A 25808-nucleotide genomic window follows, 5' to 3' on the forward strand; every position below is an offset into this window, starting at 1 on the left:
TGCCCCTCGGAGCCTATGATCGCGGCTCCAGGCTGCTCGCTCGACTACTTGACCATTGTAACTCCGCCGGCCGGGTTTGGGTATACGCAACCTCGTCAAGTATTGAACCGCACCGCGAATTCCTTGTCGCCTTCCTTCGTCTTCCACCCGTTCCAGCCGGCCGCGTCCGTAACCGAATTCGCCCGGAAAATCAGCTCGTATCGACGGTTGGCCCGCAGCTCGTCATCCAGCTTCAGCACCGCTTCCGTCACGATCTTGCCCGGATCTCCCTGATCGACGTAATCGATATCGATGTCTCTCCCCCGCCCGTCTATCTCGCGAATGTGGAATGCGGAGGCTTTCACGTTTTTGACCGGCTCGCTGAACACCACTTTAACCGTGTTGCGGTCCAGTGCGGTCGCCTGCGCGACGAACGGAATCGCGTTGTCGACGACCGTGCCGGCGAATACGGCCGTGTCCGCTCCGCCTGCCGCATTCAGCCCGGCTATGCCCGACACGCGGGCGGTGTAGACGTGCCCGGAGCGGAACAGGTCGGGATTGCCGGAGGACTTCGTCCGGTACTGGATCGTAACCGCCCTGTCGCTGCCCGGCTTCCGCTGCACGAACGCGCTCCAGTCGGTCATGGACATCGCCGCCCCGTTGTCCGTCATGCTTCCGAGCTTGACGCCGCCGGCGTCCGCGTCGGACAGCGGGCGGTTGAACGTCAGCTCCACCGTATTTTTGTTGATCGCGACCGCGCTTTGCAGGCTCGCTTGCTCGACCGGATTGGCCACGCCGCCGAACCTCCAGTTCGTCGACGTATCCATCACGTTGCCCGCCAGATCGGGAATGCCGCTCACCGTCAGCGTATAGTACGTGGCGTCCCGCTGCGGCGTCGTCTTCAGGATAACGGTCCTTCCGTCTCCGTCCAGCGTCGCCTGAATGACGTTCAGCCCTTTGTCTATCGAATAGTGCTGCGTCAGCGCCGCGTGCCGCGGATCGATTTTCTCGCTGAATTTCACTAAGATGAGCGCCGTCGTAACGTCGATTTTCACTTCCGCCACTTTCGGCTTTGTGCTGTCGTTGCTTCCTGTCAGGTACAGATCGCTGCGTGTATCCATCACGTTGCCCGCAAGGTCTCTAACGTTGCTTACCGTCAACTGATAGTTGCGTCCGTCCGTCTGCTCCGAAGTCGTGAACGTGACTTTGCGCTTGTCGTCGGACAGCTTGACGCCCGTGATGCGAAGTCCTCCGTTCAGCCGATAGTTGGCCGCATTCGTCGCCGAGTTTTGCTCCACCGGTTCGGAGAATGTCAGCTCATACGTCCTGTGAGCCGTTTTGACCGGCTGCGTCACAAGCTGCGGCTTCGTTGTGTCCTCCTGCGCGGACATATAGCTCCATGTCGCGCCGTCGATCGTGACCGTATGCAGCACGCCTCCGAGCTGCCGGTCCGTCCACAGCACGATGGACATCCCATCCTGAGCGACCGACGTCTGCAGCACGTTGCGCGTATTGCCGTATACGTCCTTGACGACGAATCTGCCGCGGTCGATCGATTGGTCGTTCGGGTCCGCCCATTGGAACAGCTGGATTTTGATCGATTGATTCGTCAATTGCTCGACGGAGCGCACGTACAGCGGTTTGACGTGCATCTCCTCGTAGATCTCGTAGGCCGCTTCCACGAGCAACCCCCGCGTCGCGTCCACCGTGTAGTCGCTGAGCTGCGGAATCAGCTTGCGGTCCAGCGCCAGGCTGACCGCTCCTCTCGCCCAAGCGGAGACGCGTCCGGCAATCGGAGTCGATCCCGATCCGCTCAAGCCGTAGCTCCTGACCAGAATGGCGGCCAACTGCTCGACCGTCACGTTGCTGGTCGGCGAGAACGTTCTGGCCTTCGTTCCGTTCATCAGACCCGCCCGCGTGACCGCCTCGATCTCCTGGAACGACCAGCGCGTCTTCCAGACGTCGTTGTAGCTCGGCGTCGAGCGCCCGGCCGGCAGCTCCAGCAGGCGGTACAGCACCGCGGCCAGCTGCTCCCGCGACATCGGATCGTACAGCCGCGAGCTTCCGTCGGCAAAACCGGTAAAGATGTTCTTCTGCCTAAGCTCATCGAACTTCTGCTCCGTCGACAGGTTCGGGGCTCCCCAAGCGGCCAATGGAACGCCGAACGCCATCAGCAGCGCGATCAATCCCGCTACGATTTTTCTCATCCCGCTACCTCCTCTTATCCACCGCCCGCTTAGCTAAGGACGATCAGGTTGCGGCGGTATAGGATATAACGCAGATGAGATACATTTTGTTTCTTTTATGAGAAAAAATTTAGGATTTTAGATACGGAAGGTAACAACTTGTCCGTCGGTTGGCGCTCCCATCTCCCCTCCAGCAGCCTGGCTAAACGTCGTTAATCGATTCTGTCGAGCATCCGGCGAGAATTCGGGGGCTAGCGGGGCGCGTTAATCGATTCTGTCGATCATCGGGCGAGGAATCGGCGGTTGGCGGGGCGCGTTAATCGATTCTTTCGAGTATCGGGCGGGAAATCGGGGCCTAGCGAGGCGCGTTAATCGATTCTTTCGAGTATCGGGTGGCGATTCGAGGGCTAGCGGGGCGCGTTAATCGATTCTTTCGAGTATCGGGCGAGAATTCGGGGGCTAGCGGGGCGCGTTAATCGATTCTTTCGAGTATCGGGTGAGAATTCGGGGGCTAGCGGGGCGCGTTAATCGATTCTGTCGAGCATCGGGCGAGAATTCGGGGGCTAGCGAGGCGAGTTAATCGATTCTGTCGAGTATCGGGCGAGAAATCGGCGGTTGGCGGGGCGCGTTAATCGATTCTTTCGAGTATCGGGTCAGGAATCGGCGGTTGGCGGGGCGCGTTAATCGATTCTGTCGATCATCGGGCGGGAAATCGGGGGTTAGCCGGGCACGTTAATCGATTCTTTCGAGTATCGGCGAGAATTCGGGGGCTAGCGGGGCGCGTTAATCGATTCTTTCGAGCATCGGGCGAGAATTCGGGGGTTAGCCGGGCGCGTTAATCGATTCTGTCGATCATCGGGCGAGGAATCGGCGGTTGGCGGGGCGCGTTAATCGATTCTTTCGAGCATCGGGTGAGAATTCGGGGGCTAGCGAGGCGAGTTAATCGATTCTTTCGAGTATCGGGTGGCGATTCGAGGGCTAGCGAGGCGCGTTAATCGATTCTTTCGAGTATCGGGTGGCGATTCGAGGGCTAGCGAGGCGCGTTAATCGATTCTTTCGAGTATCGGCGAGAATTCGGGGGCTAGCGGACTTACGCGCGTGAAAACCAATTCGGCCAATGGCGGCGAGGAGAAACGACTTTCCTGCCGTTCGCCAGCCGCAGCCATGTCTCGAAGCCCGGATCTCCGCTGCGAAGGCGGATGATTCGCGCGCCGCGACGGTAAAACCACCTGCCGTAGGTGTTGTAGCCTGTCGCTCTGCCGTAAACCAGCTTGATGCCGTGCAGTTCGCCGAGGTAGTCGTTGATATGGTCGTGTCCGCAAAATACGCCCGTCACCCCTCCCGTCTCGACCAGCGCGGCGAATAGCCCCGAGTTGATCCGCGGAGCGTGTACCTTTTCATAGCGATGGCCGAAGCAGATGCGCGAGTTCCATACGTCGCGATATTCCGGAAGCGGAATATGCTGGAACAACAACGACGGGACCGGCTCGCCCCCGTTCCCCTTCCGCAGCGCTTCCGACCGCTCCCGGTACCAAGCGATCTGATCCGCACGAATCCAGTCGTACCCGGCCACGCCCGGAAGCTCGGAGTAGGCTCCGCTATCGACAAAATAGAGCGCCGCTCCCGCGCGCCCCTCCGCATCCTCTATCGTCGCGGCAAAATTGCCGACTCCGGTAACGTCGTCCGGCCCCGGTTCCGCAATCGTGCCGTCCAATTCCAATTGCACGCGCATCAGCGTTTTCCGAGACACGTTCCCTTCGCAGTCATGGTTGCCGAAGATCGCTGCCCACGGAATTCCGCTTCGTTCGACGACGGACAGCGCGTCGCGATACGATCGAACCGGATCGGTGCAGCGCAGGCTGTCGATCACGTCCCCGGTCAGCACGACCAGATCCGGACGCTCTTCCTCCAGCACCCTCTCCATCAAGGAACGGGTAAGCGAATCCTTCTTGCCCCCGTCCGTCCAGTGCAGATCGGTGAACTGCACGATCGTGAACGTCCCGTCGGAGCGAAATTTCAGATTGGCAGCCATCTTCCAACCTCACTATCGCGGTCTACTCTCTTAACGCATCATAGAGCTTGCTTGACATGCTCGAGCCCGAGACGCCAGACTTCGACTGAATCGCTTTTCTCGCTTTGTGCAGTTCGTCCTTAAGCCGTTTGTTCTCCTCCAGCAGCGCTTCCGCGTCCCGCTTGGCCGGTTCCTCCGCCGGTTCGCCAAGCCTTTCCCCATTAGCGTAGTAGCTCTCCCGTTCGTAATTGCGGAAGGCGATCTCCAGCTCGGGCACCCCCTGCGAACGAACGTGACGGTCGATGCAAGCCGCGGCAAGGTCCCGCACTTCGGCTCCCCGGTCGAACCAGGCGACCTCGACGAACGGATAGGAAGGAACGATCTCCCCTCCGAACAAAGCCGTCGTATGCAAACACTCCAACATAATATAATCTTCGGGGCACCGGCACACGGAAGCCAGCTCCGCGACAAGCGGCGCGCTGATCGCGCGGACTTGCTCCGGCGTTACGCCCCGGAACAGCAGATGAGGCATGATCCGGACACTCCTTCTTGGAACTTTTTGAACACGCATTTCAACTATTTCTCGACTTCGATTCCGAACAAGTTCCGCAGATAAGGGGTCAAAAAGATGCCCTCCGGATCGCGCTCGCTTCGCTGCTTCAGAAACTTATCCCACATCGGATAGGCGTTCCGCAGCTCCGCGGCCTTCAAGGAATGCAGCTTGCCCCAGTGGGGTCGTCCGCCATACTTCAGGAAAATCCGCTCCATATCCGCAAAATAACGCTCGTGAGGCATCCCCCGATACATATGTACGGCGATATAGGCGGAATCCCTCGCGTAGGCAGGACTCAGCCAGATCTGATCTCCCTTGGCGAAGCGGCATTCGATCGGAAAGTGGACGCGATAGTTCGCGCGTTCCATCTGTTCCCTCATCTCCCGGATGACGGACTCCATCGCCTCGATCGGTAGATTGTACTCCATTTCGTTAAAACGGACAAGCCGCTTCGTCGCATAAACGCGATGGCTGTGCTCGACTTTGCTTCCGGTAGGCACGGCGGCGGCGCACACCCGGCTTACCGGCGCGCTCATGCGCGGCACCCAGCGGCACAGTCCCGACAGAGCGCCGAACACGACGTTTTCCAGCACGACATCGCTCAGGTATCCGGATATTTTGTCCGGAGTGGCCGGCTCCTCCGTCTCGTTCATCATTTTAAGCTGGCACGGCTCCGCGTACGGAAACCAGTAAAATTCGAAGTTCCGGTGCTCGCGGGCCAACTCGTCCAATCGCCCCAGGCAGTCGGACAGCGGCACGCGGGCGCTCTCGTATTTCAACCTGTACGAGGGCCGCAGCCGCAGCGTCACCTGGACGATCACGCCGAGAGCGCCGAGAGAAATCTGCAAAGCCTTGAACAGCTCGGGATGCGACTTCTCCGTCACGTCCAGCACTTCGCCGGTACCTGTCACGACCGTCAGGCCGACCACCTGCGTAGAAATGTTCCCGAACGCCAGCCCGGTTCCGTGCGTGCCGGTGCTGATCGCGCCCGCGATCGACTGGACGTCGATATCCCCGAGGTTCTCCTGCGCCAGTCCTTCCGAATGCAGCAGCTCTCCGAGCATGCGCAGCTTCGTGCCGGCCCATACCGTTGCCGTGCAGGCTTCCCTGTCCACATGCAGTATGCCCTGCATCCGGTCCAGCGAGACGAAGACGTCGTCCGACGCGGCGACCGCCGTGAACGAGTGTCCCGAGCCGAGCACGCGCAGCGTTCTCCCTTCGTCGCGGCACAGCTTGACGGCGTCCACGACTTCCTCGATATGCAGAGGATACAGAACCGTCCGCGGCGTCGCGCTTACGATTCCTGACCAATTCCTCCACTTGCGTCCGCTCTTCATCATAAGAAGTTTTCCCCCATGCCCCTGTAGGTCGCAAACCGGTCGACGACGGCTCCATCGGAGACGACGTACAAGGAATCGAATCTTTCGCACAGCTCCCCCGCCTTCGCATGACGGAAAAACACGGGATCGCCGAGCGCGAGCTCCGTCTCCGGGTTCCCCTTGCGAAGAAGCGGCGTCTGCACTTCCCCCGCTCCTTCCAGCGGCAGCAATTCCAGTCCTTCCGGCAAAAAAGGTCTCGGGAGCTTCGTCCTCTCCGCCGCCCCGGAAGCGACGTATCCTCCCCCCATGCAGGTGACGATGTCCGCGCGCGGCTTCCGGACGACCTCGACGGCGAATCCGGCGGCCGGAGCATAGCGGAAATCGCGGTAATAATCGAACAGCCCCGGCGAATAAAATCCCGAGCCCGCCGTCAGCTCCGTCACGACCTCTTCCTCGCGGGAGCTGGCCAAGCTCCCGGTGCCTCCCGCGTTCACGAGCGCGGGGGCCGCGTTCATCGCGCGAAGCTTCTCCACGATTTCCCTTCTGCGTTCCGCCACCTCGCGGATCGAGCGTTTTTTCATCAAGCGTATCAGGCCGTTCTTAAGCGCGGCGCCGGGAGCGCTGTCCCCGACTCCAGCGATCTGGGCCTCGTAACCCATAATGCCTTCGAGCCGCACCCATTCGGACCGGACGATCCGCTCCGCGACCGGGCGCACGTTATCCCATCCGCTCAGAGGGGAGCGCCATACGCCGAAGCGCAGTCCCGGATAATCGGACGACATGTCGATATCGAGGCACAGCGGCACGCGCACTCCGCGCGCCCGGGCAATCTGTTCGATTCGCTCGACATGTTCGAGACAATCCGTCATAAAGACGATTCGGCGCCCTTCGCCGATCAGATCAACCAAGCGTCCGATACCCGATGCCTCCCACGTCGGATAACCGAGCAGCAGATCGTCGAACCCTTTTCCCGCCAGAAAATAAGCTTCCGCCGCCGAGTAACACATCAAGCCTTGGAACCGGTCGTCCGATCCTAAAATGTAGCGAAGCGCCTCCACGGAACGAATCGACTTGCTGGCGATCCGGATCTTCTTGCTCCCGGCCGCGGCGGCGATATGGCGAATGTTGAGATCCAGCAAATCCCGGTCCAAATAAGCGAACGGCATCGGGACATTCGCGAACGCTTGCTTATACGTCGCATAATCGGGCGTCAGAAGGATCTTCCTCTCGTCGTATTATCGAAGCAGCTTGCGTATGATGTTTAATCCGTTTTTGGCTTTCGGATAACGGAATGGGAAGTCGAAGCGGCTTGTCTGCTTCAGCACGCTCTTGTAGTGGGAGAAAGTCCTGAAGCCGTGTTCGCCGTGATAGCTGCCGATGCCGCTCGTGCCTACGCCCCCGAAAGGCAAATACGGCGTGCCCAGATGCATGAGCGTATCGTTGACGCATCCTCCGCCGAACGGCACCTCGCGGATGATGTCCTGCTGGAACTGCTTATTTTCCGAAAATACGTACAGGGCCAGGGGCTTCGGATTTTGCCGCACGATCGAAAGCAGTTCCTCGGTAGACTCGTATTCGAGTATCGGAAGAATGGGACCGAAGATCTCCTCGCGCATCACTTTCGAATTCGGCGATACGTCTTCCAGCAGCGTCGGGGCGATTTTCAAGCTTGCGTCGTCGGTCTGGCCTCCGTAAGCAATTCGGCCGTCGGCCAAGTATCCGAGCAGCCTGCGGTAATGCCTCTCGTTCACGATTCGTCCGTAATCCGGATCGCGAATCGGATCTTGGCCGTAAAAGGTTTCGACGACGCTCTCGATCTCCTTAAGCAGCGCCGCCTTCGCCTCTCTGTGCACGAGCAAGTAGTCCGGCGCGACGCAAGTCTGCCCGGCATTGGTCAGCTTGCCGTATACGACCCGCTTGGCTGCGAGGGAGAGGCGGGCATCCTTGTGGACGATGCACGGGCTCTTGCCTCCGAGCTCCAGTGTGACGGGGATGAGCTGCTTCGCGGCGGCTTCCATGACGATGCGTCCGACCTGCGGGCTCCCGGTGAAAAAAATGTGATCGAACGGGCGCTTCAGCAGCTCCGTGCTGACGGACGCTTCTCCTTCGATCAGCGTGACGTATTCGGGACGGAACGTCTCGCGCACGAGCGCCGCCAACGCGCGGGAGGTGGCGGGCGCCATCTCCGACGGCTTCATGACGATCGTGTTGCCGGCGGCGATCGCCGATACGACCGGCACGAGCATCAAGTTTACCGGATAATTCCAAGGACCTATAATGAGCGTTGTCCCGTAAGGCTCCGGAACGATTCGGCTGCTCGCCCCGAAATGAGTCATTGGAGTGCGCGCTCTCTCCGGCTTCGACCAGCGCCGGACGTAACGCAGCGCAGTGCGGATTTCGGACAGCACGATGCCGATCTCGGTCGTGTACGCTTCCTGCTCGGACTTGTTCAAGTCCTCTTTCAGCGCGGCGAGCAGCTGCGGCTCGAATCTCAGCACCGCTTCCCGCAGCTTGATCAGCTGCTCCCTGCGGAAGGGGACGGATCTCGTCTCCCCTGTCCGGAAATATTGCTTCTGCCGCTCGATGACGGCGTCTATTTCATGCGATTCAATCGATGGGTTCGAAATTTGAGAATTCAATGCGTTCTCTCCTTCGTCGGCTCGCGGCCGCTCCGGTTTCAATTTGATTATCTAGGTAAATAGACCCTGATGTAAAGAGTTTTCTGACAACTCGGCAGTGTATGGCGCGCTTGCCTAGTAGAGCAGTCGCTGCTCCAACCCGACTCAGCACGGTTACAGCGACTCCACCTGCTCATTCGGCTGCTCCAACCCGACTCTGCGCGGTTACAGCGACTCTACTGGCTCATTCGCTGCTCCAACCCGACTCAGCACGGTTACAGCGACTCCACCTGCTCATTCGGCTGCTCCAACCCGACTACTAGTTGCGGTAGAGGTTGCCGATCCGTTATGATCATACTATGAACAAACAGGAGGAATGAAGCTATGAGCAAGTCGCAGATCAAGAAGCGCAAGCGCGAAGCCGAGCAGGCCGGGCGGATCGATCCCGAGCTTAACCGCATCCGCTGGCACAGGAAGCCGCAAACGCAAGTCGTCATGAACAAGAAAGCAGAACAGCGCCGCACGCAGTGCCGCCGTAAGGGCAGCCGCGAGGGCGCTGATTTTTTTGGACCGCTCCCGGTCCGGAAGGAGTCGACTGCTCTATGGATTGTCAACATCGCCTAGCCGAGAAGGAAGACCACGACGCCCCCGCTCATCCCTCATGGTGATAACGCCTGCGCGCGAGAAGCTCCAGGACGTTGACCGCGCCGTACAGAAGCGCGGAGAGCAGCGCCAGCATGGCGATGCTGACCATGACGAGCGTCATCTGGAACACCTGCCCGCCGTAGATGATCAGATAGCCGAGCCCCGCCTTCGAAGACAGAAACTCGCCCATGACGACGCCGACCAAAGTCAGCCCGACGTTGACCTTCAGCGTCGCGATGAAATACGGAATGCTGGCCGGAAGCAGCACCATCCGCAGCATCTGCCCGCGCGTTGCCCCGAACGATTCCATCAGCTTCAGCTTCGTCTTGCTGATCTCCCTAAACCCGCTCTCCACCATAATGATCGTCACGATGATCGAGATCGCCACCGCCATGCCGTAGATCGAATACCGGTCGCCCAGCCAGATGTAGAAGATCGGGCCGAGCGCCACCTTGGGCAGCGCGTTCAGCACGACGACGTAAGGCTCCAGCACCTTGGAGGCGAACGTCGACCACCAGAATCCGACGGCGATGCCCGTGCCGAGCGCCATCGAGATCACGATGCCGACGAGCGTCTCCCAGCCGGTTATCCAGGTGTGCCTCAGCAGATTGCCTTCGAATGCCAGCTCGCGAAAAGAAGATGCAAGCAAGGACGGCCGGCTCGTCAGCATCGGATCGATCCAGCCCCAGCGGGCCGCGAACTCCCATATGCCGAGGAACGCGACGAGCACCGCCAAGCGCGATAACAACACCAGCCGCTGCCGGCGCTTCTGGAGGCGCAGGTAGCGTTCATACAGCGGAGACGACATGCTCCTCCAGCTCCTTCCAGATCGCGTTAAACATGCCGTTGTATCCGCTCGCCTGCCTCTTCTGCCACGGCGACAAGCCTTCGCCTTCCTCGAAGCGGATCTCGTGCACCGCCGAGATCGTGCTCGGCCGCTTCGACATGACCATCACCCGGTCGGCCATGCTGATCGCCTCGGACAGGTCGTGCGTGACGAGCACGGCCGTCTTCCCCTGCTCCTTGATAATCCGATACACCTCGTCGGACAGCTTCAGTCGTGTCTGGTAGTCGAGCGCGGAGAACGGCTCGTCGAGCAGCAGAATGTCCGGCTCCGCCACGAGCGTGCGGATCAGCGCGACCCGCTGGCGCATTCCCCCGGAGAGCTGGCCCGGCCCATGCGAAGCAAAGCCTCCCAACCCGTAGCGCTCCAGAAGCTCCAGCGCCTTGCGCTTCGCCCGCTCCCGGTCCATCCGGCGGATTTCCGCGCCGACGAGCAAATTGTTCAGCACGTTCCGCCATTCGAACAGGTGGTCGTGCTGCAGCATGTATCCGACTTTGCGCGAAGGGCCGGACACCGCCTCCCCGTCGATGCGCACGTTCCCCTTCGTCGGCGCCAGCATGCCGGAGACGAGGGAGAGCAGCGTGCTCTTGCCGCAGCCGCTCGGCCCGACGATGCTGATGAACTCTCCCCGGCCGATCGACAGGTTGACATCGCGCAGCGCTTCGGTCTCCTGCTTCGGAGTAAAATAGCTCAGTCCGACGTCGTTCAGCTCGATGTGCGCCATAGCCTCATCATTCCGTTTTCCCGAGTTTGTGCACGAAGCTCATGTCGACGATATCGTTCATGTTCGCGACCCGCTCCGCGTCTTTAAGCACGCCGTTCTCCACCAGCACGTTCTGCAGCGTGTCGAATTGCTCCTGCGTCAGCTCCGGATGGGTCGGCCAAGTGCCTTGATCCTTATAACGGTTGACCGACTGCAAAATCAGCTCCTTGGACGTCCCTTCGAAAAACGGCGACAGCGCCTCTGCGATCTCGTCGTCCGAAGCCGTGTTCAGCCATTCCGCGCCCTTGGCGACCGCGTTGACGAAGCTCTGGATCACGTCCGGATTGTTCTTGATGTAGTCCGAGGTCGCGACGTAGGACGTCTCCGGGAAATCGCCGAACGCTTCGCCGAGCGAGGCGACGTAGTGCGCCTTCCCTTCCTGAACGAGCGTGGAGGCGACCGGCTCGAACAGCTGGATGAAATCCCCCTGGCCGCTCGTGAACGCCCCCGCCAGCGCCGGAGACGCGATATTCGTAATCACGTTGGCGCCCTCGGTCCCCTCTTGGATCAGCGTGGAGTTCATGACCATCTGCGGGGCGCTGCCCGGCCGCCAGCCGAGAATCGTTTTCCCGTTCAGGTCGCTCCACTTGAAGTCATCCAGCTTTTCCCGCGACAGCAGGAATGAACCGTCCTTGGCCGTCAGCTGGTGGAATACTTTCAGCGTCTTGTCGCCCTTCTGGTTGAAAATGTAGATCGTCGTCTCCGGTCCGACCAGGGAGATGTCCGCCGTGCCCGCGATCAACGCGGCCGCTCCCTTATCCGAGCCTTGCGCGGTGTTCATGTCGACGTTAAGCCCCTCGTCCTCGAAAAATCCCTGAGACATGGCTACATAGTGAGGCGCATAGAAAATGGAGCGAATGACCTCGGAAAACTTGACCGTCTTCGTTTCCGACTTCTTGCCGTCCTTGCCGCAGGCCGACACCGTCAGCGCGACCAGCGCCGCGGCCAGCAGCAATGCCGCAATTCTGCCCTTGTTCTTCATCATCGTTCTCTCCCTCATGAAAAAAAAGCTTTGAATAGGTATTATCCTATTCAAAGCCGAGGGTAGGCGTTCATCCGCCGCGTTAATCGTTCTTGATCACGATGCCGAGCAAGTGAGCCACGCCGGACAGCTGGTCGGTTCGCAATACGCAGCCCTGCAAATCCTCCAGCGTCGCCCCGATCGTCTGGAATTCGCAGCTGCTGAGGTCGATGCCGGACAGCTTGGCGCCGACGAACTGCGCCTGATCGAGATCGCAACGCGCGAATTCCGCCTTGCCCAGCTGCGCTTCGTAGAAGTCGGCCTTGTCGAAGTTGCCGTCCTGAAACGACACGTACTTCATGTCCGCGAATCGATAGACGGAATATTGTCCGTTGCATTCCTCGAACTTCACATTGCGCATCGTCGTCGTGCTCAGATCCAGACCGAGCATCTTGCAATGCTTGAACTCCACCCGGTGCAGCACGGCGTCCCGGAACACGACGTTGGACAAGTCGCAATGGTCGAAGACGACGTCGACGAATTCGGCCCTCTCCAATACGACGTTGTCGAAGACGACGTGATCGAAGACGACGCAGTCGAACAGCACCTTGTCCGCCGACTGGTTCGCGACCGTCCCGGGAACGAACCGGCACGTCTCGAACGGCATTTTGTCCTCCATCTCGTAATCCCGCACCGTCATGTCGATCATCCTGAACGGCTCGAGCAGCCGCGGCGCCTCCGGCGCATTTTTATCTTTTTTCGTTGCCATTTCATCCCTCCTCCGGTCGAATACTAGGGCGTGTATGCAACCTCCGAGGATAGCAGATGTTGCCGAATTTTCGTTCCATGCAAGGAACTTTTGTGAAGGCGTACCGGAGGTACGTCAAGCAAAAGTGACGCAGCAGGCGGTGATAGATGCCTCTGAGCGGGGTTTGCGTACACGCCCTAGAACACTCTCGTCCTATTATGGACGAAATCCGACCGATTGAGAAGTTTTATTTCGAACATTCGTTCGCCATGAATCCGTATCCTCGCGCAACCATTCGGACAATTGCTTTCTGCCCCGGCGAATATCCGACTTGACGGTGTTTTCCGGATAATCGAGCCGCTTGGAGATTTCTCCGCTGCCCGCGTGTTCGTATAAGCGCATGTATAAGGCCGTCCGTTTCCGGCGCTTGAACCTCAGGAGCAGCCTCTGCACGGCGCTCTCGAACTCCCGGTCGAGCGCCGCTTGCTCGGGAGCGATGAAATCCGCGCGCGACGCTGCCTCGAATCGCAGCCCGACGGTACGCTTACGGCGTCGCCATTGGTCCACGAACAGCCGGTATCCGGTTAAGGCCATCCATTCCTTCGCGTGTTCGGGCAGCCGTTCCTGCAAACACAATTTCACGAATACCTCCTGCACCAGATCGGCCGCTTCCTCCCGATTACGGGTCAGTCGCAGCATGAATTTATTCAGATACGGAGCATGCTGCGAATACAAATCGGCCACTTCAGCTCGTTTCCGTTCCATCCTTCCATCCTCCTCCGATCTGCCCGTCGACATCGGCTGACGAGCCTGGCGGACCGAGGATCACCCTCCTTCCGTCGAATTCCAGCACCGCTTTCCCTTCGACGCCCATTGCGTCTAGATAGCTCTTCGGAATTTGCAGCCGTCCGAGCCGGTCGACCACGACGAATTCCTCGTGGCGTTCCCCGAACGCGCGAGGATCTCCCGAGACTTCGTTCTCTTCGCTCCCCTCCGCCTGCTGCCCCTCCCGCTTCACCCACTCCGTGCTCGTCATGCCGTCCCGAATGGCCACGACGCGGTCGACCTTATCCGCGACGGACAGATCGTGGGTGACGATGACGATCGTGACCCCGAATTCCCGGTTAAGGTTCCGGAAGATCCCGAGCACCCTTTCGCCGGTGGCGCTGTCTACCGAGCCCGTCGGCTCGTCGGCCAACACGAGCGACGGCCGGTTGGCCAACGCGATCGCGATCGCGACCCGCTGCTGCTCCCCTCCGCTCAGCTGCGCAAGACGGCTGCCCATCCGATGCTCGAGTCCGACCGCGGCCAGCAATTGCTTGGCGTAGGCGCGATCGGCTTTGCCCCGGATCAGCATCGGCAGCTCGACGTTGCGTAAAGCCGAGAGATAGGGAACCAGGTTTCTCCCGTTGTTTTGCCAAATAAATCCGACGGTCCCGCGCTTGTATTCGATCAACTGCTCCGGCGTCATTTTCAGCAGATTCCACGGTCCTACGATGGCTTGGCCGGCCGAAGGACGGTCCAAGCCCCCCAGTATATTCAGCAAGGTGGACTTGCCGCTCCCGCTGTTGCCGATGATCGCCATCATCTCGCCGTCCTCGACGGTCAGATTCAAGCCTTGAAGCGCGACGACTTCGACGTCGTCGGTTTTATAAATTTTGACCAAACCTTCGCAATGGATCATCGCTCTGCCTCCTTTTTCGCGGCATCCTCACCTCACCTCTCCTCGCCCAGCTTGACGGCTTGCGCAATTCGCAATCTCCGCAGCTGCAGAACAAGCAAGCAGGCGCCTGCCGCCAGCATGATTCCGGTCGCCGCGTACAGCTTCATCGTATCGTCCGAATCGAAGACGATTCGAAACGGCGGCACTTGCCTCCCAGCCTCGCCTCCTTGGAGGAAGGGCAAGAACAGCCGGCTCGCAACCGTGCCGAGCCCTAGCCCGGCGGCAACGGACAAGCCTGTCGTGAACAACTGCTCAAGCAGCAGCATGCCGGTCAGTTGAACGCGCGACAGTCCCATCGCCCGCAAGATGCCAAGCTGTACCGCGCGTCTGGACAGAGCGAAAAACCAAAAGATCAGATAGCCCAGCAGCGAGACCAATAATGAGATGAGAAAACCCAGGCTTAGAATGCCGAATACGCCGCCCTGCGCGGGATGGTTGCGCCGATCGATCAGTTCCCCGCGCACGTCGTCGGCTTGCACGACCGCAATGCCCCGCTCGGCCAGCGTCTCGAGCGCCGGAGCGAGCTTTGCCCCGTCCTCCATGTTCAGCCAGACGTCGTAAGGCATTTTCTCGGTCTGCTGATAAATGTAATCCAGATTGGCCACCAGGAAGGGCGATTCGTCGGGATACAGACTCGGCCAATAAGGGACGATTGCGACGACGACCAAATCCAACGGTTTGTTGCCGTAACCGATGCCGACGCGAATCGGATCGCCCGGCTGCAAACCGTATCGCTCGGCGAAAGCCGTCGAGACAAGCGCCGCTTGCTCCGTCTGACCGAGCGCATCGAGATAGACATAAGGATGAATCGGAAGCAGATCGTCCCGGAACCAAGCCGTGCCGGCAAAATCCGCGTTGTCGATGCCGATGAGCCGGACGTTGCCGGCCGTCTTGCCGCCGACAGTGGCTTTGCCGGTCGCCGACAGAACCCGAGCGGCCGCCTCCACGCCCTCCAGATTTCGATAAGCCTGGAACGAGGGCTCGTTGTAATAGATTTTGTTCGCGTCGTTCTCGTCTTGAATTCCTTCCCACGCCGTCTTCAATACGACGTCGCTTCCGTATTGGTATAACGCCCGATCGTTCGCGTTAACGTCCATCGTCCTTGCCGCCGAAGCGTTGTATACGCCAAGGCCGATTGTCAGGATCATCAGGATCATCAGCGGGTAAAAGGCCGCCGCCGATCGCGACAGCTGCGTCAGCGTCAAGTACATCGTGACCGGCACCCGGTTATTCATTACGGCGTTCCAGACGCGCAGCATCAGCGGAAACAGCCTCAGGCACAGCAGCCCCGCCGCGAACAGGAACAACGCCGGCAGAACGAACAGAACCGGCTGAACACCCGCCTCGTCGCCCGCGCCGCCGGCAAGAGGAATCCGGCCAACGTCCAGCAAGTACCATCCGGCCGCGCAGATCGCCAGAAGCGCAACATCCGCGTACCATCGCTGCCAGAGCGGCGGGCGGTTCGAGCCCGCCCGGCTCCGGGCGTGCTCGACGACGGACGTGCCGGCGTACGCGCGAATCGGCAGCGCCGTGGCGACGACCGCGAGCAAAGTCGACGTACCGCCGAACAGCCACGCAGCTTCGTTCCAGCCGACCGGAATCGACTTGCGGCCTACGAACGAGAGAAACCCGCTGGAGGAGCCGATCGTCTTGGCCATGAACCAGGCGAGGACGAGACCGGCCAGGAGCGCGACGCAGCCGAGTATCGCGGCTTCGATCGCATAGAGAGCGACGTTCTGCCGCGGGCTGGCTCCCCGGCTTTGGAGCACCGAGATATCCCCCTTCTGCCGGTCCAAAGCTTGCTTCGCGTTCAGCGTGATGTAATAGAGCACCATCGCCAGCACCGGAGCCGCCAGCGCGAACAGCATCGCCTGCAGCAAGACGCTCTGCCGGTTGAACTCATGAAGCATGTCGATAAACGACAGGTTCACTTTCGTATTCTCGAGCATCCGGTGCAGCTCGATCTCCAATCGGCTCAATTGCCCGATTAATGAGGACAGATCGCCAATGCGGATCTCGCTGAGATCGAAGGCGTAGAACCAGCCCGCCGCATCGAGGGCGAGCCGCTGCTCATCGAGCAAAGCTCCCGTCATCGTCCCGCGGGTTACGAGCAGCGTCTCGGCCAGTTTCTCTTTGCCGTCGATGGCCCAGCCCAAGTCCGTCTCGTCCTTCAATTGATACGCCCCGGTAAGCCGAACAGACAGCCGCTTCGTCTTGCCGTCGGCGTCTTTGACATCGTAGGCCAGCGTATCGCCGACCTTCCAGCCGTAGCGGCTTAACGTCTCGTCCAGGACGAGCGCTTCGACGTGTCCGTCCGCCATGCCGTCCTGCGGCATGCGCCCTTCCTTGAGTTCGACTTTCTCCTCGATTCCGCTCTGCGCCGCCAGCTCCATTCGGGCAAGCTGGGCAGGGCTTGCTCCCGAGGCTTCCTGAACCTTCCGCACGGTGGAGGGCGGCAAGCCGATTCGGCTCGAGAAAGCCTCCGTCGGAAATCCGATGCGAACGGGCAGCTCCTCCCGGATCCACCGGTCCGCTTCGGCGAGCCCTTCCAGATCGGTCATCTTGGCGGCGCCGGACTGAAACTTCATATACAAGGAGCCGGCCGGCAGCCCTTTCGTCTTCTCCGCAAGCGACTTGGCGACCACCCGCTTCAACGTGCCGTCGGCATACATCGGAATGCTCATCGCGAACGCCGCGGCCACCGTAAGACCGAGCAGAGTGCTGATCGTGAACCAGCGATTCTGCCACATTTTCAGAAACAGGTAGACGAGAATCCGCATTATTTTCCCACGACCTTCTGGCCTTCCTCGAGCCCTTTGATGATTTCGACGGCCGTCGAGGTCTGCATGCCGATCTCCACGTCCACCTCGCCTTTGCTTCCGTCCGGGTTAGATACGAGCACGTAATTGCGGCTATTCTGTTTCCGCAGCGCCGCCGGGGGAATGTACAGCGCATTCTCCCTTCTCTCGACGGTCACGGCGACAGTCAGGGGATTGCCGTGCTGCGCTGCCGCAGGGAGCTTGCCGACATCGACCAACGCGTACGCATCCAGCGTATCTTCGTCCTTGGGATCCGTGCTCGCCGGCAGCCTCCGCACCGTTCCCTGCACATCCCCGGCCGCGTTCAGCGACACCTTCGCGTTCATGCCCGGAGCGATATTTTTAAGATCGCCGCTATTAAAACGCACAGCTACGACGAGAGAGCTCAGATCGGCGATTCGCCCGATTTTCTCGTAGGCTTTGGCGAAATCCCCCTTCTCCGCCGTAAAGCTGACGATCGTGCCGTCGTAAGGGGCGAGCAGCCGCGATTCGGCCATTTGCTCCCTTAACTTGGCCAGCTCGTGCTTCATCAGCTCGTATTCGAGCTGCCTCTTGCGCAGCAAGATATCCTGGTCGTCCGTCGACTCCCGAAGCGCGGCTTTCATGTCCAATTCCGCCTTCTCTATGTCAATCTCTTTGCGAACGATCTGGCTCTCGAGCTCCCCCGAATCCAGTTCGGCCAACACTTGGCCCTTCTTGACCCGATCTCCCGCTTTCACCCTAACGTCGATAATTCGGCGGTTGTCGACCGTGAACATCAGGTTCTCCTCGCGGTCCGACATCAGTTTGCCGCTTCCGCTCGCCGTCTGCTCCAGAACCCCGCGCTTGACCGGATATTCCGGCTTTTGCGAAATTTTCGGCGTGCGGATCTCGGGCAGCTTCTCCGGCTCCTCCTCCCGGGGGAGCAAGGAGCACCCGGCCAACAGTGCGATCATTGCCGTCCAGGCAAGCGATTGGACGACCGTACGTCCAGCTTTAGTCCGGAACAATCCGGCCGTCGACCATTTGATAGACAACATCCGCCGCCCCCCATAGTGTAGAATCGTGCGTCGTCATGCAGATCGCCATGCCTTCCCGATCCGCAATGTCGCGGAAGAGAGCGATGATGCGGGCGGCCATCACCGAATCGAGCTCCGCGGTCGGCTCGTCCGCCAACAGGACGCGCGGCTTATGAGCGATCGCTTTCGCGATCGCCGCACGCTGCTGCTCGCCTCCGGACAGCTCGGACGGACGATGGCCCGACCGCTTCGCGAGTCCGACGAGTTCAAGACATTCCGCCGCCCTTCCCGGCCATTCCGACCGCGGAAGCTTCGCCATTCGCATGCTCAGCTCCACGTTCTCCCTTACCGTCAACAGCGGCAATAACGCGAACGATTGAAAGATAAATCCGATCTCCTTGCGACGAACGACAGTCAGCTGCCTATCGCTCCAGCGGGACAAGGAACGCTCCCGGAACACGACTTCGCCTTCGGTCGGCCGGTCGAGACCGCCAAGCAGGTTCAACAACGTCGTTTTTCCGGAGCCGGAACGCCCCCGCAGCATCGTTAACTTGCCGCACTCCACCGACATCTCAATGCCTTTCAGCACCTCGACTTGCCGGCCGCCCGCAAGGAACGATTTGCGAACGTCCCGCGCTTCAAGGCAAGGCGCCGCGATCGGCTCCGGCTTCGAGGCTTCCGCCATCCCTGCGGCGCCGCCCCCGTCACTCCGCATCGGCTTGCGCTTTCGTCAGTTGGTCCTGTCCTTGCGTCTGCAGCGTCTGCAGCGCGTCGTCGAGCGATGCGGCTCCGTCGACGACCTTCTTGATCTGCTCCGCCGCGAGCTTCGAGAACGATTCCGCGAAACCGTTCGGCAGCGTTTGAAGCATGGAACGGGTATCGGCTTTCAGCGCATAGAAGGCATCCACGTTTTTCCCGTTTCCTTCTTTCTTGAACGCCGTTCTGGCCGAAAGCGCAGGGGACGATTTCATCCCGGTTTTGGCCAATTGCTCTCCGTTGACGTATTTCAGAAATTCCCACGCCGCGGGAATGTTCTCCGAAGACGCATTGATGGAGAAGACGCCGTCCAGCCCCATCCCTGCGGCGACGTCCGGCTGGGATGGATCGACCGGAATCGTCACGACGTCCCAGTCGATCTGCTGCGCCATACCGAAAGGCTTCATGCCGCCGGAATCCTCGCTCGTCCCCGACTGCTCCATTCGAACAGCGCCTGAAGACGCTACGTCCAACATGCTCATCATCATCGGTCCGTCGATCGTCATCGCCGCTTTGCCGGACAAGAAGCTGATCGAATCGCCGCCGAAGCTGACCGTCATTCTGCTGCCGCCGGTGCTTCTCATCGCGACCATTCCGCCGCTGCCGGGGCCGTCGGAAGGCATCGCGATGCTGCCGGATTTATACCCGTCGATCACCGCCTGGAAGATCATCTTCCACTCCGGAGAAGCGATCGATACCGTCCCGGATTCGGAGTCCGCGTAGAGAAGACCTTTGGCCTCGCCGATCGAGCGAATCAAGCCAAACGAGTCGCCGGCCGACATCGAAGGCGCCAACCCGGCCAACGCGTCGTCTCCTTCCTTCTTCGCGGGGAACCGCGCAGCCAACTGTATCAATTCGTCCCAGCTCATTCCGTCCGTCGGATATGGGATTCCATTCTGGTCGAACAACGTTTTGTTGTAGTAAAGCGCCTGGCTGACGAAGCTCGGACTCAGCCCGTAGAGCTTGCCGCCTCCGCGCGCTTTCAGCAGCTCGACAACGGAGGGCAGGAAGCCGTCCAGATCGAATTCGTCCTGCTTCACGACGGCGTCGAGATCGTACAACGCCCCTTTCCCCGCCAACGCCGCGTATTGCTCCTCAGACAAATACATCGCGTCGGGCTGCTGCTCAGCGAGAATCTTCTCCATCTCCGCGACCGGATCTTCCGCGTTAAATGCGGACTCCGTAGAGACGACCTCGAGCTCGATATTCGGGAACATCGCCTGAAAAGCGTTGCCGTACTGCATGAAGAACGCATCTTCGTTGAAATACGCCACCTTCAGCGTCCCTTTATCCTCCCTGTCCAGCTTGCCGACCGATCCTTTGCCGTCCGACGGCGCGCACGCCGATAACGTCACCATCAACGTCAGCGCCCCGATTGCTGCGCCGTTCCTTCCGTTCCATCGTCTCTTCATTTCTCTCACCCTTCATCGATTGATCGTTGCTAGGACGTGTATGCATACTCGGAGGATCGCAGATATGGCCGAATTTTCGTTCCATGCAAGAAACTTTTGTGAAGGCGTACCGGGGGTACGTCAAGCAAAAGTGACGCAGCAGGGAGTGAAAAAGCGGTGTTAGCTGCCTCTGAGCGGGTTTGCATACACGCCCTTGGCCAGTATGCTTTCGTTTTCTTAAAAATCGGTTAGAGCCGCTGGACGGTATCGGAACAGTCGATATCCCGAATCGCTTCGCGAAGGCCCGCCTCGTCAACCCCGGCTGCGAAGAAGCGAAAAAAATGGTGGCTGACCAACTGACTCATATCCACTCGCCAGGCTCTTTTGGAGTAAAGAATCTTTTTCGTCACTGCCTCACCTGTGTGCCAATGTGCGATTTTATAGAACATCTCCCTCCGTTTGAGCGCCAATCGGGAGACGTTAACCGATTTTTTAGAACATCTCCCTCCGTTCAAGCGCTATTTGGGAGACGTTAACCGATTCTTTAGAACATCCCCCTCCGTTCGAGCGCCGATCGGAAGACGTTAACCGATTCTTTAGAACATCGTCCTCCGTTCATCTTGCAAAAGCCTCTCCTGCGGGCGTTTCATTTGCTGGTGTATGCGAATAGGTCAGTTGCACAAAAAAGCCCTGCGCCATCTCGAAGCGCAAGGCTAGTTTCATAGATTAACCTCTTACAAAGGCAGCGTCACGCTCACGAGAGTGCCGACGGACAGCTTGCTGTCGACTTTGATTTTGCCCCCGTGCCGCTCCACGATCCAGCTCGCGATCGCCAGCCCCAGACCCGTGCCGCCTTCCCGCCTTGCCCGGGCTTTGTCGCCGCGGTAGAAGCGATCGAAAACATGGGGCAAATCCTCCGGCGAGATGCCGATGCCCGTATCTTCGATCTCGAGGCGAGCGGTATGCGTCATCCTTCGACAGACGACGCGCACGACGCCTCCTTCCGGCGTATACTTGATCGCGTTGTCCAGCAGCGTCGCGAGCAGCTGATGCAGACGCTCCTCGTCCGCGATCATCGGAATCGAGGCATCGATCTCGGCATTCAAAATAATATCCTTGATCTCCGCGAGCATCGTCATCTTGTTCACGCTCTCCTGGACGATCCGGTCCAGTTGAACCGGCTTGCGCTCCAGATCCAGTTGATCGGAATCCGACCGCGCGAGCGTCAGCAGACCTCCGACCAGCTTGCTCATGCGCCTGGACTCCTGCAGCACGGTCGACACATGCTTGCTGTCCTGCTCGATCGTATGATCGGGATGCCGCAGCAGAAGCTCCGCGTGGGCCTGGATGACGGACAACGGAGTCCTTAACTCGTGGGATGCATCGGAAACGAATTGCCTCTGCTTCTCCATCGACAGACGAATCGGAATAAGAGCGCGGTTCGCCAGATAGAACCCCGCCCCGACCGCGATCATGAGTCCTGCCGCGCCTCCGAGCAGCAGAATGAGCCGCAGCCGGCGCAACATGCCGATTTCGGCGGATACGTTGGTGAGCATCTGCTGCGTCGCAATCGTGTAGGCGGTGCCGTCGGTGCCGCTGGCTATCGCCAGGCTCAGATCGCCGATGTTCAGCACCCGGAAATATTGATTTCCCGCCTTCACCGTATAGGGCTCGTCATACTTCCCCGGCTTGAACCGTTCGAGCTGCTCCTCGGTAAATCCGTTCCTCCCCGCCAACGGCACGGGCTGGTTGTCGTCCGTCCAGAGCAATTGGATAACGGGCCTGTCCATCTGCGCGACCCGGAACGTGACCGATTTATCGATCGGTATCCCCATCGAGGTGGACAGCAGAGGCGACACCGAGGTTACGGTCATATTGGAGCTGACATTCTGGATCGCCCGATCGACTTGAGCGAACAGCATCTCTTTCATCACTATGTACACGGTAATATTCAAGCCGATCAAAATAACGGACAGCACGGCCGCATTCCGAATCGTCAGTTGGGTGCGGATTCGTTTGAACATCATCTCTTCTCCTTCAACAGATAGCCGACTCCGCGCACATTTTGGATATAGCGATCGAATCCGGACGGCGCCAGCTTCTTCCGCAAGTAGTGCACATAGACGTCTACGACGCCCAGCCCCGCGTCGGAGTCGATGCCCCACACCCGGTCGAGAAGCTGCTCCTTCGTCAAAATCTGCTCCCGGTTAAGCATGAAATATTCCATTAATTCGTACTCCTTCAACGTAAGCTTCAACGCTTGTCCTTGTGTATAGGCGTCCTTGGCCTGGCATTTCAGCGACAGCTGCCCGTAATGCAGCTCTCCGTCCGGAGCGCCCAGCGACAGCTGGCGCAGCAGCACCCGAATGCGGGCAAGCAGTTCAAGCGTCGCAAAAGGCTTAACCAAATAATCGTCGGCGCCGGAATCCAGCCCGCAGACGCGGTCCGCCACGCCGTCTCGCGCCGTCAGCAGCAGCACCGGAATCGCAATTCCCTGCGCTCTCAATTCGGAAAGCACCTCCAGCCCGCTCATGCCGGGAATCATAATATCAAGCACGATCAGATCATGGACGCGCTGCTGCGCCAAATACAAGCCGTCAGGCCCGTTATCCGCCTCGTCGACCTGGTACGACTCCTCTTTAAGCACCGTCGCCACAGCGTCGCGCAGCGGACGGTCGTCCTCCACCACGAGAATTCTCATCGGTTCGCCCCTCCGGTCGCAGGCATCGCTGCCTGTCGTCTCGCCAACCATTGTATAGCGAGAACCTTAATGAATGCTTAGAATGGACCGCAGGCCGATGCCAAGCAGTTATAGTCGATCTATCGATGGTAGAGAGGTTATAATAGAAAAAAACGATAGTGACTCGTCAGGAAGCGCGGGGATATCATGATACGATCGACGGAATCGGTGCTGCTCTATTCGAAAACCCATCTTCCGGTCGCCAGGAAAAGCCTGGTCGAACGAAGCAGACTCATAGAACGCCTGGAACAAGGTATTCACGGCAGGCTGACCTTGGTCAGCGCACCCGCCGGGTTCGGCAAAACGACGCTGCTCGGTCAGTGGCTCAGCTCGACCGGCCGCGACGCCTCCTGGGTATCGCTCGAAGAGACGGACAGCGATCCCGTCCGCTTCTGGAGGTATGCGGCGGAGGCGCTCTCTCCCCATGTCGCCCCTTCCGGCCGCCGGGAATACGAACAGCTCGTCCGTACGTTTCCGAGCGTATCGACGAGCACTTTTCTCGACGCGTTCATCAACCAGCTTCGCTTTTTAAGCCGGCCGACCGTGCTCGTTCTCGACGATTATCACGCGATTACGGAGCCGCGGGTTCACGAGAGCGTCGCCTATTTCATCGAACACAAGCCCTTCGGGCTCCATCTCGTGCTCTCCAGCCGCGCGGAACCGCCCTTCTCGATAGCCCGCTGGATCGCGCGGGACGAGCTTGCTCTGATCGACGCCTCACAACTGCTGTTCACGGCGGAAGAATCGGCCAACTTCTGCCTCGAAGCCTCTTCCGACCTGGAACCGCGCCATGTCCGCAAGCTGCACGAGCGAACGGAAGGCTGGATCACGGGGCTGCAGCTCGCCTCCATCTCCTTGCGGGAGGCTTCGGACAGGGAAACGTTCATCGAACGGTTCAAAGGGCATCATCGCCATGTGGCGGACTACTTGTTCCACGAAGTCGTCTCCGGGCTGCCGGCGGATATTCGGCATTTTCTGTATGCCACGTCTGTGCTGCGGAGGCTGGACGCCAAGTCATGCGACGCCGTCACCGGGCGCTCGGACGGCAAAAGCATGCTGGAACGGCTTAAGGCGCGGAATCTGTTCCTCGTCTCGCTGGACGACTACGACGTCTGGTTTCGTTACCACCACCTGTTCGCGGACTTTCTGCGCAATCGCGTCAAGGAGTCCGATCCCGCGCTATGGAGAAGCGCCAACCTTGCCGCCGGCAAAAGCTTCGCTTCCCGCGGCTTGCTGGACGAAGCGATCGACTGCGCTCTGGCGGCGGAAGATTACGGGCTCGCCGAAAGCTATCTGACCCGCCATGCGCCCAGCGTGCTCAAGCGCGGCGAATTCCCGACCTTGCTCAGGTGGTTCGACGGCTTTCCTCCGGAGACGGAGCTGTCTGTGGAAATGGCGCTGCTGCGCGCCTTCCTGTACGTCGTGACCGGCCAGCGCGAATCCGCCGTCCAGGGACTGGAGACGCTGGAGGCGCAAGCCCGTTCGATGGATGCCGGGGAAGCCCGTCAACAGCTGCAAAGCGGCTTGCTGTTCGTCAAATCGAACCTGCTGTTCATGTTCGGGGAGTTCGAGCAATGGTTCTCGTTCTCCGAAGGCATTCTGGACGAGTTTCTGCCGCACAATCCTTGGTTCTTCAACTTCAATTACAACCTGTCGGAGCCGTTCGCCCGGCGAACCGCTTTCGGCTTGAAGGGCGTGCTCTCCGGCCAGATGGAGCAGATCGGGCGATTGTTCGTCGGCGCGCTCGAGCGCCACGGCTGGGGAGATTCCCTGATCAGCCTGTACGTGCTGCAGGCATTGGCGGAGGGGTTCTACGAGTGGGACCGCTTCGAGGAAAGCGCGGAGCTGCTGCGCAGAATCGAACGGGCTTCGCGCCATAACTTCGTGCCGGGCCTATTCGTGCCTTGCCGGATTACCCAAGCCAATCTGTATTGGTCGGCCGGCCAACACGATCTCGCTCACGAGACGTTGGATGAAGCGACGGCCTTCGTCGCCGATCAGGCCGACGGAATCTGGACAGGCTATCTGGCTTCGGCCAGAGCGCGCCTCTTCCTGCGGGAAGGCTCGACGAACCTGGCGAAGAAAGAAGTGTCCAAGCTTCGGATCGGACCCAAGGACAGGCCGGCGTATCATCGCGAATACGATTATTTGACGCTGTGCCATCTGCTGTCGGCGCAGCGCAAGGAACGCGAGGCGCTTCGTCTGCTGGAGCTGATGAAACCTCAAGCGGCACGCGAAGGGAGTCTGATGGGGCTCGCGGAAATCGGCCTGCTGCAAGCGGACCTGCTCGATCGAATGGGACAGCGCGCGCAGTCGATGAAAGCGTTGGAGGAAGCTCTGACGATCGGTGAAGCCAACGCGTATTGCAGAACCTTCCTGGAGGGGGGCGAGCGGACGGAGAAGCTGCTGCGGAAATATTTGGCGTTCCTTGGCCACGAAGACCGCAGCGCCGGGGAGACGGCATTGGCAGAGTACGTAAACGGGCTTCTATCCCGGTTTCCGGACAAGGAGGCGCGGGATGAGGTCGCGGCCGCGGCGCAGCCCGGTCTCGTCGAGCCGCTGACGCGTACGGAAATCCGTCTGCTGGACCTGATTCGCCAAGGCGAGTCCAACAAACGGATTGCGGAGAAGATGTCCCTGTCGGAAGGCTCCGTCAAGGTGTATTCCTCCCGCATCTACGGCAAGCTCGGCGTGTCCTCGCGGACGCAGGCCGTTATCGCGGCGCAGAGACTTGGCCTGCTGCAAGAGGACTAA

21 protein-coding genes are annotated in these 25808 nt (G+C 59.8%); 2 read left to right on the forward strand and 19 right to left on the reverse strand.

Translation table 11 applies throughout. The features are described 5' to 3' along the window. Positions 1 to 95: 95 nt before the first annotated feature. The 6 genes from B0G52_RS20925 to B0G52_RS20950 form a co-directional block, all read right to left on the reverse strand. Complete coding sequence (locus B0G52_RS20925; protein WP_094047334.1) at positions 96 to 2186, reverse strand: Ig-like domain-containing protein; 2091 nt, start codon at positions 2184 to 2186, stop codon at positions 96 to 98. A 1069-nt stretch (positions 2187 to 3255) separates the two neighbouring features. Further along, positions 3256 to 4197, reverse strand: a complete 942-nt coding sequence (locus B0G52_RS20930; protein ID WP_094047335.1) for a metallophosphoesterase family protein — start codon at positions 4195 to 4197, stop codon at positions 3256 to 3258. Between the two features lie 22 nt (positions 4198 to 4219). Then, positions 4220 to 4708, reverse strand: a complete 489-nt coding sequence (locus B0G52_RS20935; protein WP_094047336.1) for a DUF1904 family protein — start codon at positions 4706 to 4708, stop codon at positions 4220 to 4222. A gap of 44 nt (positions 4709 to 4752) precedes the next feature. Continuing rightward, a complete protein-coding gene (locus B0G52_RS20940) occupies positions 4753 to 6069 on the reverse strand; it encodes a D-arabinono-1,4-lactone oxidase (RefSeq protein WP_369827107.1) in 1317 nt (438 codons plus the stop codon). Continuing rightward, on the reverse strand, positions 6066 to 7214 hold the full coding sequence (locus B0G52_RS20945) for an amino acid deaminase/aldolase (protein WP_094047337.1): 1149 nt from the start codon (positions 7212 to 7214) through the stop codon (positions 6066 to 6068). Before B0G52_RS20945 ends, B0G52_RS20940 begins: the two co-directional genes overlap by 4 nt. A gap of 69 nt (positions 7215 to 7283) precedes the next feature. After that, positions 7284 to 8660: an aldehyde dehydrogenase gene (locus B0G52_RS20950; RefSeq protein WP_094047445.1), complete on the reverse strand. Its 1377-nt coding sequence runs from the start codon at positions 8658 to 8660 to the stop codon at positions 7284 to 7286. Positions 8661 to 9050: 390 nt separating this feature from the next. Between B0G52_RS20950 and B0G52_RS20955 the strand changes: the two genes are divergently transcribed. Next, complete coding sequence (locus B0G52_RS20955) at positions 9051 to 9290, forward strand: hypothetical protein (protein WP_094047338.1); 240 nt, start codon at positions 9051 to 9053, stop codon at positions 9288 to 9290. Between the two features lie 28 nt (positions 9291 to 9318). Here the strand turns inward: B0G52_RS20955 and B0G52_RS20960 are convergent, their stop codons facing one another. From B0G52_RS20960 to B0G52_RS21020, 13 genes are all read right to left on the reverse strand, one after another. Then, positions 9319 to 10119, reverse strand: coding sequence for an ABC transporter permease (locus B0G52_RS20960; protein ID WP_094047339.1), 801 nt, complete (start codon positions 10117 to 10119; stop codon positions 9319 to 9321). Further along, the gene (locus B0G52_RS20965) at positions 10100 to 10879 is read right to left on the reverse strand and encodes an ABC transporter ATP-binding protein (RefSeq protein WP_094047340.1); all 780 of its coding nucleotides are present in this window, start codon (positions 10877 to 10879) and stop codon (positions 10100 to 10102) included. Before B0G52_RS20965 ends, B0G52_RS20960 begins: the two co-directional genes overlap by 20 nt. Before the next feature lie 7 nt (positions 10880 to 10886). Then, on the reverse strand, positions 10887 to 11903 hold the full coding sequence (locus B0G52_RS20970) for an ABC transporter substrate-binding protein (protein WP_094047341.1): 1017 nt from the start codon (positions 11901 to 11903) through the stop codon (positions 10887 to 10889). A gap of 79 nt (positions 11904 to 11982) precedes the next feature. Next, a complete protein-coding gene (locus tag B0G52_RS20975) occupies positions 11983 to 12648 on the reverse strand; it encodes a pentapeptide repeat-containing protein (protein WP_094047342.1) in 666 nt (221 codons plus the stop codon). A gap of 195 nt (positions 12649 to 12843) precedes the next feature. Further along, positions 12844 to 13392, reverse strand: coding sequence for an RNA polymerase sigma factor (locus B0G52_RS20980; RefSeq protein ID WP_158223806.1), 549 nt, complete (start codon positions 13390 to 13392; stop codon positions 12844 to 12846). Then, on the reverse strand, positions 13373 to 14311 hold the full coding sequence (locus B0G52_RS20985; protein WP_094047344.1) for an ABC transporter ATP-binding protein: 939 nt from the start codon (positions 14309 to 14311) through the stop codon (positions 13373 to 13375). The genes B0G52_RS20980 and B0G52_RS20985 overlap by 20 nt, the downstream gene beginning before the upstream one ends. A gap of 32 nt (positions 14312 to 14343) precedes the next feature. Further along, positions 14344 to 17130 carry an FtsX-like permease family protein gene (locus tag B0G52_RS20990; RefSeq protein ID WP_094047345.1) on the reverse strand — a complete coding sequence of 929 codons (2787 nt, stop codon included), beginning with the start codon at positions 17128 to 17130 and terminating at the stop codon, positions 14344 to 14346. Next, positions 17130 to 18188 (reverse strand): efflux RND transporter periplasmic adaptor subunit, encoded by a 1059-nt coding sequence (locus tag B0G52_RS20995; RefSeq protein ID WP_094047346.1) that lies wholly within the window; start codon positions 18186 to 18188, stop codon positions 17130 to 17132. The genes B0G52_RS20990 and B0G52_RS20995 overlap by 1 nt, the downstream gene beginning before the upstream one ends. Next, positions 18145 to 18852 (reverse strand): ABC transporter ATP-binding protein, encoded by a 708-nt coding sequence (locus B0G52_RS21000; protein WP_233162889.1) that lies wholly within the window; start codon positions 18850 to 18852, stop codon positions 18145 to 18147. The genes B0G52_RS20995 and B0G52_RS21000 overlap by 44 nt, the downstream gene beginning before the upstream one ends. A 19-nt stretch (positions 18853 to 18871) precedes the next feature. Continuing rightward, on the reverse strand, positions 18872 to 20335 hold the full coding sequence (locus B0G52_RS21005; RefSeq protein ID WP_094047348.1) for an ABC transporter substrate-binding protein: 1464 nt from the start codon (positions 20333 to 20335) through the stop codon (positions 18872 to 18874). Positions 20336 to 20562: 227 nt separating this feature from the next. After that, positions 20563 to 20685 carry a hypothetical protein gene (locus B0G52_RS36460; protein ID WP_255407502.1) on the reverse strand — a complete coding sequence of 41 codons (123 nt, stop codon included), beginning with the start codon at positions 20683 to 20685 and terminating at the stop codon, positions 20563 to 20565. A 363-nt stretch (positions 20686 to 21048) separates the two neighbouring features. Next, positions 21049 to 22338: a sensor histidine kinase gene (locus B0G52_RS21015; protein WP_158223807.1), complete on the reverse strand. Its 1290-nt coding sequence runs from the start codon at positions 22336 to 22338 to the stop codon at positions 21049 to 21051. Beyond that, entirely contained in the window at positions 22338 to 23015 is a 678-nt protein-coding gene (locus B0G52_RS21020) for a response regulator transcription factor (protein WP_094047351.1), read from the reverse strand. The genes B0G52_RS21015 and B0G52_RS21020 overlap by 1 nt, the downstream gene beginning before the upstream one ends. A gap of 186 nt (positions 23016 to 23201) precedes the next feature. Between B0G52_RS21020 and B0G52_RS21025 the strand changes: the two genes are divergently transcribed. Then, a complete protein-coding gene (locus B0G52_RS21025) occupies positions 23202 to 25808 on the forward strand; it encodes a winged helix-turn-helix domain-containing protein (RefSeq protein WP_094047352.1) in 2607 nt (868 codons plus the stop codon).

It is taken from the genome of Cohnella sp. SGD-V74, assembly GCF_003001675.1.
Classification (GTDB): Bacteria; Bacillota; Bacilli; order Paenibacillales; family Paenibacillaceae; genus Cohnella.